At 66.0% G+C, this 13628-nt stretch carries 10 protein-coding genes and 3 pseudogenes; 5 read left to right on the top strand and 8 right to left on the bottom strand.

Annotated elements, in window-relative coordinates:
* The 4 genes and pseudogenes from BDD18_RS23040 to otnI form a co-directional block, all read left to right on the top strand.
* Positions 1 to 414, top strand: a pseudogene (locus BDD18_RS23040) (NAD-binding protein); the annotation flags it as partial.
* Between the two features lie 7 nt (positions 415 to 421).
* Positions 422 to 1701: pseudogene (gene otnK, locus BDD18_RS14840) on the top strand (3-oxo-tetronate kinase).
* 17 nt (positions 1702 to 1718) lie between these two features.
* Positions 1719 to 2407, top strand: a pseudogene (locus BDD18_RS14835) (class II aldolase/adducin family protein).
* Between the two features lie 34 nt (positions 2408 to 2441).
* Positions 2442 to 3239 carry a 2-oxo-tetronate isomerase gene (gene otnI, locus BDD18_RS14830; protein ID WP_142083988.1) on the top strand — a complete coding sequence of 266 codons (798 nt, stop codon included), beginning with the start codon at positions 2442 to 2444 and terminating at the stop codon, positions 3237 to 3239.
* A 15-nt stretch (positions 3240 to 3254) separates the two neighbouring features.
* Here the strand turns inward: otnI and BDD18_RS14825 are convergent, their stop codons facing one another.
* Both BDD18_RS14825 and BDD18_RS14820 read right to left on the bottom strand, forming a co-directional pair.
* On the bottom strand, positions 3255 to 4250 hold the full coding sequence (locus BDD18_RS14825) for a metallophosphoesterase family protein (RefSeq protein WP_338071824.1): 996 nt from the start codon (positions 4248 to 4250) through the stop codon (positions 3255 to 3257).
* Positions 4251 to 4255: 5 nt separating this feature from the next.
* Complete coding sequence (locus tag BDD18_RS14820; protein ID WP_142083986.1) at positions 4256 to 5317, bottom strand: diacylglycerol/lipid kinase family protein; 1062 nt, start codon at positions 5315 to 5317, stop codon at positions 4256 to 4258.
* Positions 5318 to 5647: 330 nt separating this feature from the next.
* Between BDD18_RS14820 and BDD18_RS14815 the strand changes: the two genes are divergently transcribed.
* Positions 5648 to 6478, top strand: a complete 831-nt coding sequence (locus BDD18_RS14815; protein ID WP_142083985.1) for a phosphatase PAP2 family protein — start codon at positions 5648 to 5650, stop codon at positions 6476 to 6478.
* A gap of 11 nt (positions 6479 to 6489) precedes the next feature.
* On the opposite strand, the gene BDD18_RS14810 is transcribed toward BDD18_RS14815, so the two are convergent.
* The 6 genes from BDD18_RS14810 to BDD18_RS14785 all read right to left on the bottom strand — a co-directional run bounded on the left by BDD18_RS14810 (position 6490) and on the right by BDD18_RS14785 (position 13621).
* Entirely contained in the window at positions 6490 to 8217 is a 1728-nt protein-coding gene (locus tag BDD18_RS14810) for an acetyl/propionyl/methylcrotonyl-CoA carboxylase subunit alpha (RefSeq protein WP_142083983.1), read from the bottom strand.
* A gap of 179 nt (positions 8218 to 8396) precedes the next feature.
* A complete protein-coding gene (gene pxpB / locus BDD18_RS14805; RefSeq protein WP_142083981.1) occupies positions 8397 to 10010 on the bottom strand; it encodes a 5-oxoprolinase subunit PxpB in 1614 nt (537 codons plus the stop codon).
* A 49-nt stretch (positions 10011 to 10059) separates the two neighbouring features.
* Positions 10060 to 10872, bottom strand: a complete 813-nt coding sequence (locus BDD18_RS14800; RefSeq protein WP_142083979.1) for a putative hydro-lyase — start codon at positions 10870 to 10872, stop codon at positions 10060 to 10062.
* Between the two features lie 32 nt (positions 10873 to 10904).
* Complete coding sequence (locus BDD18_RS14795; protein WP_142083976.1) at positions 10905 to 11672, bottom strand: LamB/YcsF family protein; 768 nt, start codon at positions 11670 to 11672, stop codon at positions 10905 to 10907.
* 131 nt (positions 11673 to 11803) lie between these two features.
* A complete protein-coding gene (locus BDD18_RS14790) occupies positions 11804 to 12199 on the bottom strand; it encodes a methyl-accepting chemotaxis protein (RefSeq protein ID WP_142083975.1) in 396 nt (131 codons plus the stop codon).
* A gap of 129 nt (positions 12200 to 12328) precedes the next feature.
* Positions 12329 to 13621, bottom strand: coding sequence for a TRAP transporter large permease (locus BDD18_RS14785; RefSeq protein ID WP_142083973.1), 1293 nt, complete (start codon positions 13619 to 13621; stop codon positions 12329 to 12331).
* Positions 13622 to 13628 lie beyond the last annotated feature (7 nt).

Raw genomic sequence — 13628 nt, 5'->3', positions numbered from 1 at the left:
TTACCGCCTGGGCGACAAGGCGGGCGCGGGCAGCAAGGTCAAGATCATCAACCAGCTGCTGGCCGGTGTGCACATCGCCGTGGCCGCCGAAGCCATGGCCCTGGCCTGCGCGAAGGCGTGGAAGCCAGCGCCTTGTATGAAGTGATCACGAACAGCGCGGGCAACAGCTGGATGTTTGAAAACCGCATGGCCCAGTTGCTGGCGGGCGATTACACGCCGCTGTCGGCCGTCGATATCTTCGTGAAAGACCTGGGCCTGGTGCTGGACACCGCACGCGCCAGCAAATTCCCCCTGCCCCTGGCGGCTACGGCGCACCAGATGTTCATGCAGGCATCGACTGCAGGCTTTGCCAAGGAAGACGACAGCGCCGTGATCAAGATCTTCCCGGGCATCACCCTGCCTGAAGGCAAGGAGAAAAGGCATGACACGCGCACGTGCACTGTTGGGCTGCATTGCCGACGACTTCACCGGCGCGACCCGACTTGGCCAACAACCTGGTGCGCGCAGGCATGCGCGTGGTGCAAGCCATGGGCGTTCCCACGGCGCCGTTGGATACCGAGGCCGATGCCATCGTGGTCGCGCTCAAGTCGCGCACCATTCCCAAAGAAGAAGCCATTGCCCAGTCGCTGGCTGCGCTGCAGTGGCTGCAGGCGCAAGGTGCCGAGCAGATCTACTTCAAATACTGCTCCACCTTTGACAGCACGGCCGAAGGCAACATCGGCCCCGTGACCGATGCGCTGATGCAGGGCCCTGGGCACCGACTTCACCATCGCCACGCCCGCCTTCCCCGACAACAAGCGCACCGTGTTCAAGGGCTACCTGTTTGTGGGCGATGTGCTGCTGAACGAGAGCGGCATGCAGAACCACCCGCTCACGCCCATGACCGACCCCAACCTGGTGCGCGTGCTGCAGGCGCAAACACCCAGCCGCGTGGGCCTGATCGACCACAGCGTGGTCGCGCAGGGCGAGGCCGCTATCCGTGCACGCATCGATCAACTGAAGGCCGAGGGCGTGCGCATGGCCGTGGTGGATGCGGTGTCCAACGCCGACCTGCTGCGCCTGGGCCCCGCGCTCAAGGGCATGCCGCTGGTCACCGCAGGCTCGGGCGTGGCCATTGGCCTGCCGGGCAACTTTGGCGTAGCCCCCAGCAACGAGGCAGCCCGCCTGCCCGCCGCGCAAGGGCTGCAGGCCATCGTGTCGGGCAGCTGCTCGTAGCGACCAACCAGCAGGTCATGGATTTCATCAAGGCCGGCAAACCCGCTCTGGCCATCGACCCGCTGCGCATCGCCGCAGGCGTGGGACGTGGCCGCCGAAGCGCTGGCCTGGGCTGAGGGCCACATCGGCCAGGGCCCGGTGCTGGTGTATTCCACCGCCGAGCCATCGGCCGTGCGCGCCATTCAGGGCAAACTGGGCTCCGAAAAAGCCGGTGCCATGGTGGAGGAAACCATTGCCGCCATTGCACGCGGCCTGGTGGAGCGCGGTGTGCGCCAGCTCATCGTGGCGGGCGGTGAAACTTCCGGTGCCTGCGTGCAGGCCCTCGACATCACGCAAATGCGCATTGGCGCGCAGATTGACCCCGGCGTGCCGTGGTGCCATGCCGTGGCACCCGACGCGAAGGACGGGCTGCACATCACGCTCAAGTCGGGCAATTTCGGCAGCACCGACTTTTTCACCAAGGCTTTTGCACAATTGCAGGCATGACCTCACCCCCCGCCTTCATGGATGAGAGCCAGGCCCGCGACGAGATCTGCCGCGTGGGCCGTAGCCTGTTTGAGCGGGGCTATGTGCACGCCACCGCAGGCAACATCAGCGTGCGCCTGGCCGACGGCTACCTCATCACCCCCACCGATGCCTGCCTGGGCACGCTGCAGCCCGAGCGGCTGGCGCGCCTGGACGCACAAGGCCAGCAGGTGGCGGGCGACCGGGCCAGCAAGACCATTGCACTGCATCGCAGATTTACGAGACCTCAGCATCGACAGCCTCCCAGCGCGCTGCGTGATCCACACACACAGCACGCACTTGGTGGCCTGTTCGCTGCAAGCCGACACCGCTGCAGACGGGGAATTGGCAGCGGATGCGCAATTGCTGCCGCCCATCACGCCCTACTTTGTGATGAAGGTAGGCCGCGTGCCGCACATCCCCTACCACCGCCCCGGCGATGCCGCAGCGGCAGCACTGGTGGCGCAGACCATCACCCGCTATGCCGCCCAGGGCAGCCCGGTGCGCGCCGTCATGCTGGCACGCCTGGGCCCCAATGTGTGGCACGACACGCCAGCAGCCGCCATGGCGGTGCTGGAAGAGCTGGAAGAAAACCGCCCGCCTGTGGCTGCTGTGCCAGCCCCGCCCCACGCCACTGAGCGAGCCCCAGATTGAACAACTGCGCCAAACCTTTGGCGCGCAGTGGTAAGGCCCTGCCTTCACCATCAGACAGAAAGACACCCATGCCCCGCTTTGCCGCCAACCTGTCCATGCTCTACAACGACGTGGACTTTCTCGACCGCTTTGCCGCCGCTGCGCGCGATGGCTTCAAGGCGGTGGAGTACCTCTTCCCCTATGCCTACCCTGCGCAAGAACTGGCCGCGCGCCTGCAAGCCAACGGCCTGCAGCAGGTGCTGTTCAATGCACCACCCGGTAACTGGGACGCGGGCGAGCGCGGGCTGGCCTGCCTGCCGGGACGTGAGGCCGAATTCCGCGAAGGCATCGCCAAAGCCATCGACTATGCCCAGGCCTTGCAATGCCCCCGCATCCATGTCATGGCCGGGCTGGTACCCCAGGGGGCCGATGCAGCCACCGTGCGCGCTACCTACATCGCCAACGTGCGCTACGCCGCCGAGCAGGCTGCGCCGCACGGCATCCAGATCCTGCTGGAGCCCATCAATGGCCGCGACATGCCCGGCTTCTTCCTGAGCCGCCAGGACCAGGCCCATGCGCTGATCGCCGAGATCGGCGCCGCCAACGTGAAGGTGCAGATGGACCTGTACCACTGCCAGATCGTGGAAGGCGACCTGGCCATGAAAGTGCGCCAGTACCTGCCCACCGGCAACGTCGGCCATTTCCAGATTGCCGGTGTGCCCGAGCGCCACGAACCCGATGTAGGCGAGATCAACTACACCTACCTGTTCCAACTGCTGGACAGCCTGGGCTACGACGGCTGGATTGGCTGCGAATACCGCCCCGCGCGCGGCACAGCAGCCCACGCCACCAGCGACGGGCTGGGCTGGCTCAAGCCCTGGCTGTGAGGGAACGGGCGTATTTCAACCCGCCACGGGCAGCGATTCAACGCACACGAAGTCACCCAAGCGGGCATCAAAATCCCAGCGCTGAGCAAAACGATTAGGGTATTGCCGCCCCAGCGAACCCGTGGGCTCTGACTGCATCTGCAACACCACCAGACTATTGGGTTGCCCACTGCGCAGGCGGCGCGACACGGCCGTGCCGGCCTGCATGGACCACAAACCTAGCTGGGGCTGCAACAAGGCCGGATGGTGCACATGGCCTGAGAGCAACATGTGGGCACCCGCATCGCGCCAGCGTTGCACGGCAGTGTCGGCGCCGTGGGGCCGGTGGGATCGATCCTCTGCACTGCGAGCCACCAAGGGGTGGTGACTGACCACAATGCGCCATGCCTGCGCGGGCGCAGACCGCAAGTCTTCCGCCACCCGCGTCACCTGCGCGGCCGAGAGCGTGCCGCGCTCATGCCGCCAGGGCCGGGTCGTGTTCACACCCACAATCCAGAACGGCCCCACCTGCCGCTGGGGTTCCAGCTGGGCGCCAAACTGCGATGCAAACCGTTGGTAGGCGCGGCCCCAACGCAGCCACCAGGCAAACAGGGGCAAGTCGTGGTTGCCGGCCAGCACCACGCGCTCATCCACACCGAGGCCGCACACAAAATCGTGCGCCAAGGCGAACTGCTGGTGTGTGGCACGCTGGGTCAGATCGCCCGAAACCACCACCACATCCACACGCAGCCGGTGCGCAAGCCGCTGCACTGCAGCGCACACCAGCGGGTCGTGCGCTCCAAAATGCAGATCGGAAAGATGCATCAATTTGTGCGTGGTGGCGATTGCCGTCGCTTGTGCTGAATGCAAAACTCCCGCTTCGTTCTTGCCAAGCCCCAGCTCCTTGTCAGCTTCCACCTTCAACGACGGGGGAACGGGCGCTGCTTCATGACCTTCGTGGCGAAGCATGGCACCTTCGTGCCACCCCACGGCACCGGCACTTCCTGCGACTGCGGGCAGTTCCTGGCGCATGGTATTCAGGCAGGCGCCAGCGCAGGTTCAGCCAAGGGCGGCGCTGCGGCAGGTGGTGCGTTGGCAGGGTCGCGCTGCGGCAAATGTTCCAGCAGCGTTGGTGCCACCAGCCACAGGGGCCGCGTGTGTAGCGAAAAACACAGAGGCGCTTTCATGCGTTCGCGCTCGCCATCAAAAGCCACCTTCACGCTGGCCTTGCGCCACCCAGCGGGAGCCACACTCAGCTCGGCACAGGCCAGGCTTTGCACGGCCGGGTCGCCCTCCAGCTGGCCGGTAGCGGCGCGCCATACCGTGCGAGCCATGGCCCAGCGGCTTTGGGGTTTGAGCAACACCACGGCCAGCATCCCGCCCTGCGCCACCGATTCGGCTTGCGCCAAACCCACCTGTTCCAGTTGCAAGGGGTTGTTGCCCACAAACAGCGTGCTGACTTCGTGTTCCTGCTCTTGCATCTGATTTCCCTGGCGGGTGCGCACCACCACGCGCCAGCGTCGCCGCGCCGAGGGGCGCAGCATGCTCCACACCGCAGCGGCCATGGCCACCGCGCGAGAGCGGCCCAGCTTGCGCGTGGCCTGCTCGCGCTCTGCCAGCAACCGGGGGTACAGCCCCACGCTGGCGTTGACCAAAAACACCCGGTCATTCACAAAGCCGACCTGCACCGGCCGCAACTCGCCCGCGCGCAGGGCTTCCAGCAGCTGCAGCACGGCGGCTTCAGCGTCCAGCTCCAAGCCTTGCTCGCGGCTGAAATAGTTGAAAGTCCCCATGGGCACCACGCCCATAGGCACACCGGCACGCAAGGCGGCTGCGGCCACCGCGTTGATGGTGCCATCCCCCCCCGCCGCCACCAGCAAACCAGCGTTATCACGTGCAGCCTCTGCTGCGTGATCCGCCAATTGAACGATGTCACCCCGCTCACGCGGTATGTGCCACACCACGGGATGGTCGTGCTGAGCGAATGCACCACTCAGCTTTGCGCGCACCAGATCCAGATCAGCCCCTGGCCGCAGTGGAACCACCACATGGATGGGACTGTGGTGATGAAGGATCATGGGACTGTGCAAATCGGTCATGGGGATGAAAAGCGTGGTGGGCGTAACGATGCCTGTGAGGCCAAAGACCCGACACGGGGCCGCTATTCAATGATCACGGCGCAGTGGCTACAGCGCAGCCAGCGGGCGGCGCCTTGGCGCGTCGGCGTGCGCCTACAGGCAGAACTGCGCATCGCAGCGCTAAACCCTGTGATCGCAACGGCCCCCCTTGCTGGGGTAAAAACCACGCTGCCAAAAGCTGCACAGGCTGGCCATTCGCTCGGCTGAAGACGATTGCAGAGCATCCGCTGCGTACGCAGTAACAACGCTTCCCCGCCCCGGTTTCCTTACCCCAAAAACACCTTTGAATTCATGGACCTGCACACGCTCGCCACCACTGTAGCCCGCCACCCCATTGCCCTTTGGCTGCTGGGAATGACTGCGGGCGCCTTGCTGGGCAGTGGCGCCTTGTGGGCCTTGAAAACCCTGCGCCACCGCCCCTCGCCTGTGCGGCATTTGCTTCACGCAGCCAGCGCCACCACTGTGATGCTGCTGAGCATGGCCGCAGCCGCTTGCGCCCTGCTGGCCGGGGGCGCATTGATGGCAGAGCTGGCCGAGGGCTGGCAGCGCACGGGCACCTGGAGCCGGGTGGACGAAAGCATTGCGCAGCAACTGCGCCTGCATGCAGACATGGCGGCCCTGCGGTGGTTTGGCGCACTCACCCACCTGGGAGACACCGCCGTGCTGACCACGCTGACCCTGGCGGTGACGGCCGCCCTGTGGTGGCGCAGGCACCGTTTATTGGCCGTTGGCTGGCTGGTGGCCATGGCGGGCAATGGGCTGCTGACCAAAATTTTGAAAGACGTGTTCGCCCGCGTGCGGCCAGAGCATGTGCATGGGGCAGCGCAGGCCGATGGGTTCAGTTTTCCCAGCGGGCACAGCAGCGCATCCATGGTGGCCTATGCCATGCTGGCGTACTTGGCGGTGCGGCTGCTGCCACGGGCCTGGCAGGTGCCCGCCGTGTGCTGCGCGGGCGCGCTGATCTTCACCACCGGCTGGAGCCGCGTGGTGCTGCATGTGCACTACGTGAGTGACGTGCTGGCCGGCTGGGTGCTGGGCGGCACCTGGATGGTGTGCACCGTGCTCATCATGGACAGCATGGCGCGCTGGCGGGGCGCGCCCGCCGCCCTGGCGCGGCAGTAAGACGGCGCGTCTCAGGCGATTCGGGCAATCACCGCACCCAGCGCTTGTGCGGTGCCAGCTGCTGCCGCCAAGGCCACGCGCCCAGCGCGGTGTGCCGTCACCTGCATCTCCATCTTCATGGCCTCCATCACGGCAATCACGTCGCCCTCTTGCACCGTGTCGCCATCGGCCACCTTCCAGGCGTGCAGGTTGCCGGCGATGGGCGAGGTGACGGCGGCGGCATCCACCGCTGCCTCGGCTGGTGCGGCAGCAGCGCCCTGCCCGCCCGCAGTCGCCAAGCCTTGCAGCAGCACGGCAGGCAGGCCCAGCTGCACACGGCGGCCATCGATCTCGATGGCGGTGCGCAGCAGGCTGGTGTCTGCCACGGGCGCGGCCCGTACCGCAGCAGCCAGTGGCGTGGCGAAGTCGGATTCGATCCAGCGGGTGTGCACCTTGAATCCATCAGCCCCTACAAAGTCGGGGTGGTCGATGACGGCGCGGTGGAATGGCAGCACCGAGGCCACGCCTTCAATCTGAAACTCGCGCAGCGCACGGCGGGCGCGGGCCAGAGCCTGCTCTCGAGTGGCGCCGGTGACGATGAGCTTGGCCATGAGCGAATCGAACGTGCCGGGCACGACGGAGCCCGACTGCACGCCCGTATCGAGCCGCACGCCGGGGCCCGAGGGCGCATCAAAGCGCTGCACGGGCCCTGGCGTGGGCAAAAAGCCCCGGCCCACGTCTTCGGCGTTGATGCGGAACTCGAACGAGTGGCCCAGCGGCGCGGGCGTTTGCGTGATGGACAGCGGCAGGCCATCGGCCACGCGCAGTTGCTCCACCACCAGGTCCACACCCGTGGTTTGCTCGGTCACAGGGTGCTCCACCTGCAGGCGGGTGTTGACCTCCAGGAACGAGATGGCGCCGCTCTGGCTCAGCAAAAACTCCACCGTGCCTGCGCTCACGTAGCCTGCGGCGGCGCAGATGTCGCGCGCAGCGGTGTGGATGCGTTCGCGCTGGGCATCGCTCAAAAAGGGCGCGGGGGCTTCTTCCACCAGCTTCTGGTTGCGCCGTTGCAGCGAGCAGTCGCGCGTGCCCAACACCACCACGTTGCCGTGGGTGTCGGCCAGCACCTGGGCTTCGATGTGGCGGGGTTTGTCGAGGAACTGCTCCACAAAGCACTCGCCCCGGCCAAAGGCCGTGACAGCCTCGCGCACCGCCGATTCGTACAGCTCGGCCACTTCGTCCATGCGCCACGCGATCTTCATGCCCCGCCCACCGCCACCAAAGGCGGCTTTGATGATGATGGGCAGGCCGTTTTGCTCGGCAAACGCCAGCACCTCGCTCGCATCTTTCACCGGGTCGGGCGTGCCCACCACCAGCGGCGCGCCCACCTGCAGCGCAATCTTGCGTGCAGACACCTTGTCGCCCAGCTGGGCAATGGTGGCGGGGCGCGGGCCAATCCAGGCCAGGCCGGCATCGATCACAGCCTGGGCAAAAGCGGCGTTTTCCGAGAGGAAGCCGTAGCCGGGGTGCACCGCGTCCGCTCCGCTCTTTTTGGCGATGGCCAGGAGCTTTTCGACGTGGAGGTAGGTGTCTGCGGGGCGGTCGCCGTCCAGCCCATAGGCTTCATCGGCCATGCGGGTGTGCAGGGCATCGATGTCGGCATTGGCGTACACGGCGACGGACTGCACGCCGTAGTCGGCACAGGCGCGGGCGATGCGGACAGCGATCTCGCCTCGGTTGGCGATCAAAACTTTTTTCATATCAAGGCTCCAATGTTCTGCTCAGCACAGGGTGGCGAGATCGCCGTCGCCTGCTGCGCAGGCACTGCGATGTGCAGAAGCGCCCGCCAGGCGGCCGCTTTCTCCGCGATTGGCAATCAAAACTTTTTTCATATCAATGTTCCGGTGTTCTTTGAAAGTACAACCAACGCCACGAACCATCAGGGCGCAAGCTCTGCAAACGGCTGAATCGGGTTGAACCGCAACCAGGCCCCCACAGGGATCTGCCCGGCGCGGTCGAGGTGGTACGGGGCCACGCAGCCAATGACCGGGTAGCCGCCCGTGAGCGGGTGGTCGGCCAGAAACAGCACGGGCTGCCCGCTGGGGGGCACCTGCAAGGCGCCCAGGGCTGTGCCTTCGCTGGGCAGCTCGCCGGTGATGGCGCGGTCCAGCGGCACCTCGCCCGCCAGGCGCAGGCCGACGCGGTTGGACTGGGGCGTGACCTGCCAGCGCTGCGCGGCAAAACGGGCAATGGCCTCGGGGGTAAACCAGTCGGTGCGCGGGCCCATCACCACGTCCAGCACCACTTCTTGCTCCAGCGTGGGCAAATCAGCAGGCGGCAGCTCGGGGGCGGCTACCACGCTGGTGGCTGGCGCGGGTTGCACGGCCAGCCAGTCGCCCACGGCCACGGGCGCGGGGCCGACATGGGCCAGGGTGTCGGTGGCGCAGCTGCCCATCACGGGCGCTTCGGCAAAGCCGCCGCGCACGGCGACGTAGCAGCGTGCGCCTGCGGTGGGTTGGCCCACGGCCAGCATGTCGCCATCGGCCAGGGCCACAGGTTCGTAACGTGGCACAGACCAGCGCTGGCCGTCGGCCGTGGTCAGCGTCAGCACGGCATCGGCCCCGGTGACGGCCACCACGTTATCGCCCACGCTGCGCAGTTGCAGGCCGCCGCCCACGGTCTCCAGCGCAGCGGCGTTGCTGGCATTGCCCACCAGGCGGTTGGCGGCCTTGAGGGCGGCCTGGTCCATGGCGCCTGAAGCCGACACGCCCTGCCTGGCCTGGCCGTGGCGGCCCAGGTCCTGAAAGACGGTGAGCAAGCCCGTGGCCCGCACCTGCAGCGCGGTGTGCCCGGCGGCCAGGTGGTGCTGCGTGCGGCCAGCGGGTTTGGGATCTTTTTGGCCTCCAGCGCTTTCTGAATAAGCGCTAGCAGCTATGTTTTTAGTAGCAATATCCACAAAGCGCACGCGGTAGCCGGGCTGTAGCAAGGCGGGTTGCGCGCGGGTGATGTCCCACATGGCCACGGGGGTGGTGCCGATGATTTGCCAGCCACCGGGGCTGGCCTGCGGGTACACGCCGCTGAAGGTGCCCGCCAACCCCACAGAGCCTGCGGGCAGGCGCGTGCGCGGGGTGCTGCGGCGTGGCACGTTCAGGACCGGGTCGCCACCGCTGAGGTAGGCAAAGCCGGGGGCAAAGCCGGTGAAGGCCACGGTGAACTCGCTGCCTGTGTGCCGGCGCACCACTTCCTCGGGCGTGATGCCCAAGATCTGCGCGACTTCGGCCAGGTCTTCGCCGTTGTAATGCACGGGGATTTCGATCAGCGTGTCGCTGCGCTCGGCGCCCTGCGTCAGGCTGCGCGCAGCAATGTCCTGCACCAAGGTTTCGGCCCGGGTGGCCGAGGCGCGGTACTCCACCAGAATGGTCCGCGCAGCGGGGACCAGCTCCTCCACGCCGTGGGGAGGATGCCGCTGTAGCGACGCGAGCAAAGCCAGGGTCTGGTCCAGATCGGCCAGCTCTACCAGCAGCGCGTTGTGGGTCACGGGCAAGAAGCGCAACACAGTGTCTCCAGATTGCAGAGGGGCGTTGGACGTTGAGCGCTGGCGCTTATACGTGGTAGGTGCTATCGGGCACGTCCGAGATAAACATGTGCCCCGGCGCATGGGTCACCGCAAAAGGCACGCGCGATGCCATCACGGCGGCCTGGGGTGTGACGCCACAGGCCCAGAACACCGGCACCTCGCCGGGCTCGATGCGCACCGGGTCGCCAAAGTCGGGGCGCTGCAGGTCTGCAATGCCCAGCGCTGCGGGGTCGCCCACATGCACTGGCGCACCATGCACCGACGGGAAGCGCCCGGAAATCGACACCGCATCTGCCACGCGGTGTGCAGGAATGGGCCGCATCGACACCACCATGTCGCCGTGCAGGCGCCCGGCAGGGCGGCAGGCGCGGTTGGTGCGGTACATCGGCACGTTGCACCCTTGCTCGATATGGCGCACCTCGATGCCAGCTTCTTGCAAGGGCGTCTCGAAGGTGAAGCTGCAACCGATGAGGAAGGTGACCAGATCGGGGTGCTCTTGCCACAGCGGCCGGGCGTCACTCACCTCCTCCACCAGCTGGCCGTCGCGCCAGACGCGGTACAGCGGAATATCCGTGCGCACATCGGCCCCTTCGGCCAGCAGCGTGCGGTGGTCGCCCGCTTCAATCACGTCAAGCACCGGGCAGGGCTTGGGGTTGCGCTGGGCATAGAGCAGAAAGTCCCAGGCCCATTCACGCGGCAGCGCAATCATGTTGGCCTGCGTCATGCCGGGGGCAATGCCTGCAGTGGGTTCGACCTTGCCTTCGCGGTAGGCCTGCCGGGCTGCACGGGCCTGGCGCAGGGCGGCTTGCAGGGATGGGTTTTGGTAGGTGGTTGGCATTGGAAATCCTGTGAGTGATCAGGCCAAGGGTTTCATGCAGGGTCTACAAAGGAGCGCAGCACCACGCCGTCTTGCTCCAGGGCGGCGCGCACGGCTTGCGCCATCTCCACCGCACTGGCGCTGTCGCCGTGCACACAGATGGACTGGGCATCGACACGCGCCAGGCTGCCGTCGATGGCTTCGACCACGCCCTCACGCACCAGGCGCAGCATGCGCTGGGCTACCAGCGTGGCATCGTGCAACACGGCCCCTTTTTCACGGCGCGAAACCAGCGTGCCTTCGGGCGTATAGGCCCGGTCGGCAAAGGCCTCGCCCACCACCGTCAGGCCTGCGTCGCGGGCCCACTGCACCACCGGGGCACCGGCCAAGGCGACCAGCACCAGCGTGGGATCCACCGCCCGCACGGCGGCGATGACGGCTTTGGCCTGGCGCTCGTCGTGGGCGATGGTGTTGTAGAGCGCGCCGTGCGGCTTGACGTAGCGCACCCGCGTGCCAGCGGCCGTGGCCAGCCCTTGCAGCGCGCCAATCTGGTACATCACGTCGGCCTGCAGCTCGGCGCTGGTCACGTCCATATTGCGGCGGCCAAAGCCCACCAGATCAGGGTAGGCCACGTGGGCACCGATCGTGACGCCTTGCGCCACCGCGGCGCGCACCGTGGCCAGAATGCCCGCAGGGTCACCCGCATGAAAACCGCAGGCCACGTTGGCGCTGGTGACCACGCGCAGGATCGCCTCGTCATCGCCCATGCGCCAGGCGCCAAAACTCTCACCCAGGTCGCTGTTCAAGTCCATCGTTGTCATTGGCTGTTTTCCTTCCGCTTGTCTCAGGCCTTCAGTCTCAGGCCTGTTGTCTTGACGCCCCGGCCTACATGCCGGTGGAGCGTGAGGATGAATCATCCCAGCAAAGCCATCATTGTCAATCAATAAAACATCTATTGTTCAACAATACAAGTTACATTAACCCACAAACTTTCACCAACCCCAGGCTCCCAGCGGGAGCCCCCCATGGCCATGTTCAGCCGCATGGCCTGGTCTTGCGAGCTTTGGGCCGCGGCAGTGCCCTTCTCCGCCCAAGCCGCGTTTTGCCGGGTGACTTCATCCAGCGCCGTCACCGCGCGGCTGGCCCGGGCGATGTCATCGCTCTGCCCAAGGCTGGCAAGGCTCAGGCCCGAGAGGATCTGCGCCACGCTGTCCACCGCCTCAGACGTCGTGGCGCCCGCGCGGCCGGCCAGGCTGCGCACCTCCCCGGCCACCACGGCAAAACCCCCGCCTTGTTCGCCTGCACGCGCGGCCTCTACCGTCGCATTGCGCGCCAGGGTGTTAGACATGGCCACCGACGCAGGCCGACGATTCCAAAGACGGAAGACGGTCCATGGAACACCTCTGGGTTGAGTCGAACCGGTGAAGTGCCCACACCAAGCGGGCACTCCTCGTTCACCGTGGCAATTCAGGCAGGCTCACATCCGCGAGGGCAGCCACAGCACAATTTCAGGCACTGCGTACAGCATCAACACCGCAGCCAGCATCACGAAGAACATCGGTGCCGCCACCCTTGCAATCCAGCCGATGTCGCGCTTGGTCAGCCCTTGAATCACAAAGAGGTTCAGCCCCACGGGTGGCGTGATCTGCGCCATCTCCACCACCAGCACGATGAAAATGCCAAACCAGATCAGGTCGTAGCCTGCGGCCTCCACGGTGGGCAGCAGCACGGCAATCGTGAGAACCACCATCGAGATGCCATCCAGGAAGCAGCCCAGCACGATGAAGAAGACTGTCAGCATCATCAGCAGCGCAAACGGCGAGAGATGCAGCGAGCCAATCCACTCGGCAAGGTGACGCGGCAGGCCGATGAAGCCCATGGCCAGTGTGAGGAACGCGGCGCCCGCAAGGATCAGACCGATCATGCAGTACACGCGGCAGGCGCTGATGAGGCCTTCCTTGAACTTTTGCCAGCTCAGCGAACCTTCCCACGCAGCCAGCCCCAGTGCACCGGCCACGCCCAGAGCGGCTGCCTCGGTGGCCGTAGCAATGCCGCTGTAGATTCCGCCCAGCACCAGGCCGATCAAAATCACGGCAGGGATCAAGTGGCGCGACTCATAGATCTTCTGCATGAAGGTCATGGACATGTCCGACACAGGCACCTGGTCGCGATGGAACAGTGCCCAGATGGCGATGTAACCCATGAAGAGCCCCGCCAGCATCAGCCCTGGAAACACGCCCGCCAGAAACAGCTTGGCAATCGAAACGTTGGCCGCCACGCCGTACACGATCATGATGATCGACGGCGGAATGAGCAGCCCCAGCGTGGCCGCACCAGCCAATGTGCCCACGGCCATCGCGTCGGGATAACCGCGCTTTTGCAGCTCGGGCAAGGTCATCTTGCCGATCGTGGCGCAGGTGGCCGCCGACGAGCCGGAGATCGCCGCAAAAATGGTGCAACCCACCACGTTGGTGTGCAGCAGCCGCCCAGGCAGCTTGTCCATCCAAGGCGCCAGGCCCCGGAACATGCTGTCCGACAGCTTGCTTCGAAACAGGATTTCGCCCATCCACAAAAACAGCGGCAAGGCGGTCAGCGTCCACGCAGAGCTGGCACCCCAGATGGTCAGCATCATGCTGTCGCCCACCGGCCGGCTGGTGAACAGCTCCATTCCTATCAGACCCACGGCCAGCAGGCCCAGGCCAATCCACATGCCTGCGCCGAGCACGGCAAACAGGGCCACGATCAATACCACGGCAGCCATCATGTCCATGAGGTTC

It is taken from the genome of Acidovorax temperans (assembly GCF_006716905.1).
Taxonomy (GTDB): Bacteria; Pseudomonadota; Gammaproteobacteria; order Burkholderiales; family Burkholderiaceae_C; genus Acidovorax; species Acidovorax temperans.
The sequence above is the reverse complement of the archived record's forward strand: the minus strand, read 5'-3'. Positions and strand labels throughout refer to the sequence as shown.

Bases quoted from the DNA above. Each gene is read 5' to 3' on its own strand.
- BDD18_RS14795 (WP_142083976.1), bottom strand. From the start codon at position 11,672: ATGACAACGATGGACTTGAACAGCGACCTGGGTGAGAGTTTTGGCGCC.
- otnI (WP_142083988.1), top strand. From the start codon at position 2,442: ATGCCCCGCTTTGCCGCCAACCTGTCCATGCTCTACAACGACGTGGAC.
- BDD18_RS14800 (WP_142083979.1), bottom strand. From the start codon at position 10,872: ATGCCAACCACCTACCAAAACCCATCCCTGCAAGCCGCCCTGCGCCAG.
- BDD18_RS14820 (WP_142083986.1), bottom strand. From the start codon at position 5,317: ATGACCGATTTGCACAGTCCCATGATCCTTCATCACCACAGTCCCATC.
- BDD18_RS14815 (WP_142083985.1), top strand. From the start codon at position 5,648: ATGGACCTGCACACGCTCGCCACCACTGTAGCCCGCCACCCCATTGCC.
- BDD18_RS14790 (WP_142083975.1), bottom strand. From the start codon at position 12,199: ATGTCTAACACCCTGGCGCGCAATGCGACGGTAGAGGCCGCGCGTGCA.
- BDD18_RS14785 (WP_142083973.1), bottom strand. From the start codon at position 13,621: ATGGACATGATGGCTGCCGTGGTATTGATCGTGGCCCTGTTTGCCGTG.
- BDD18_RS14825 (WP_338071824.1), bottom strand. From the start codon at position 4,250: ATGCGCCAGGAACTGCCCGCAGTCGCAGGAAGTGCCGGTGCCGTGGGG.
- BDD18_RS14810 (WP_142083983.1), bottom strand. From the start codon at position 8,217: ATGAAAAAAGTTTTGATCGCCAACCGAGGCGAGATCGCTGTCCGCATC.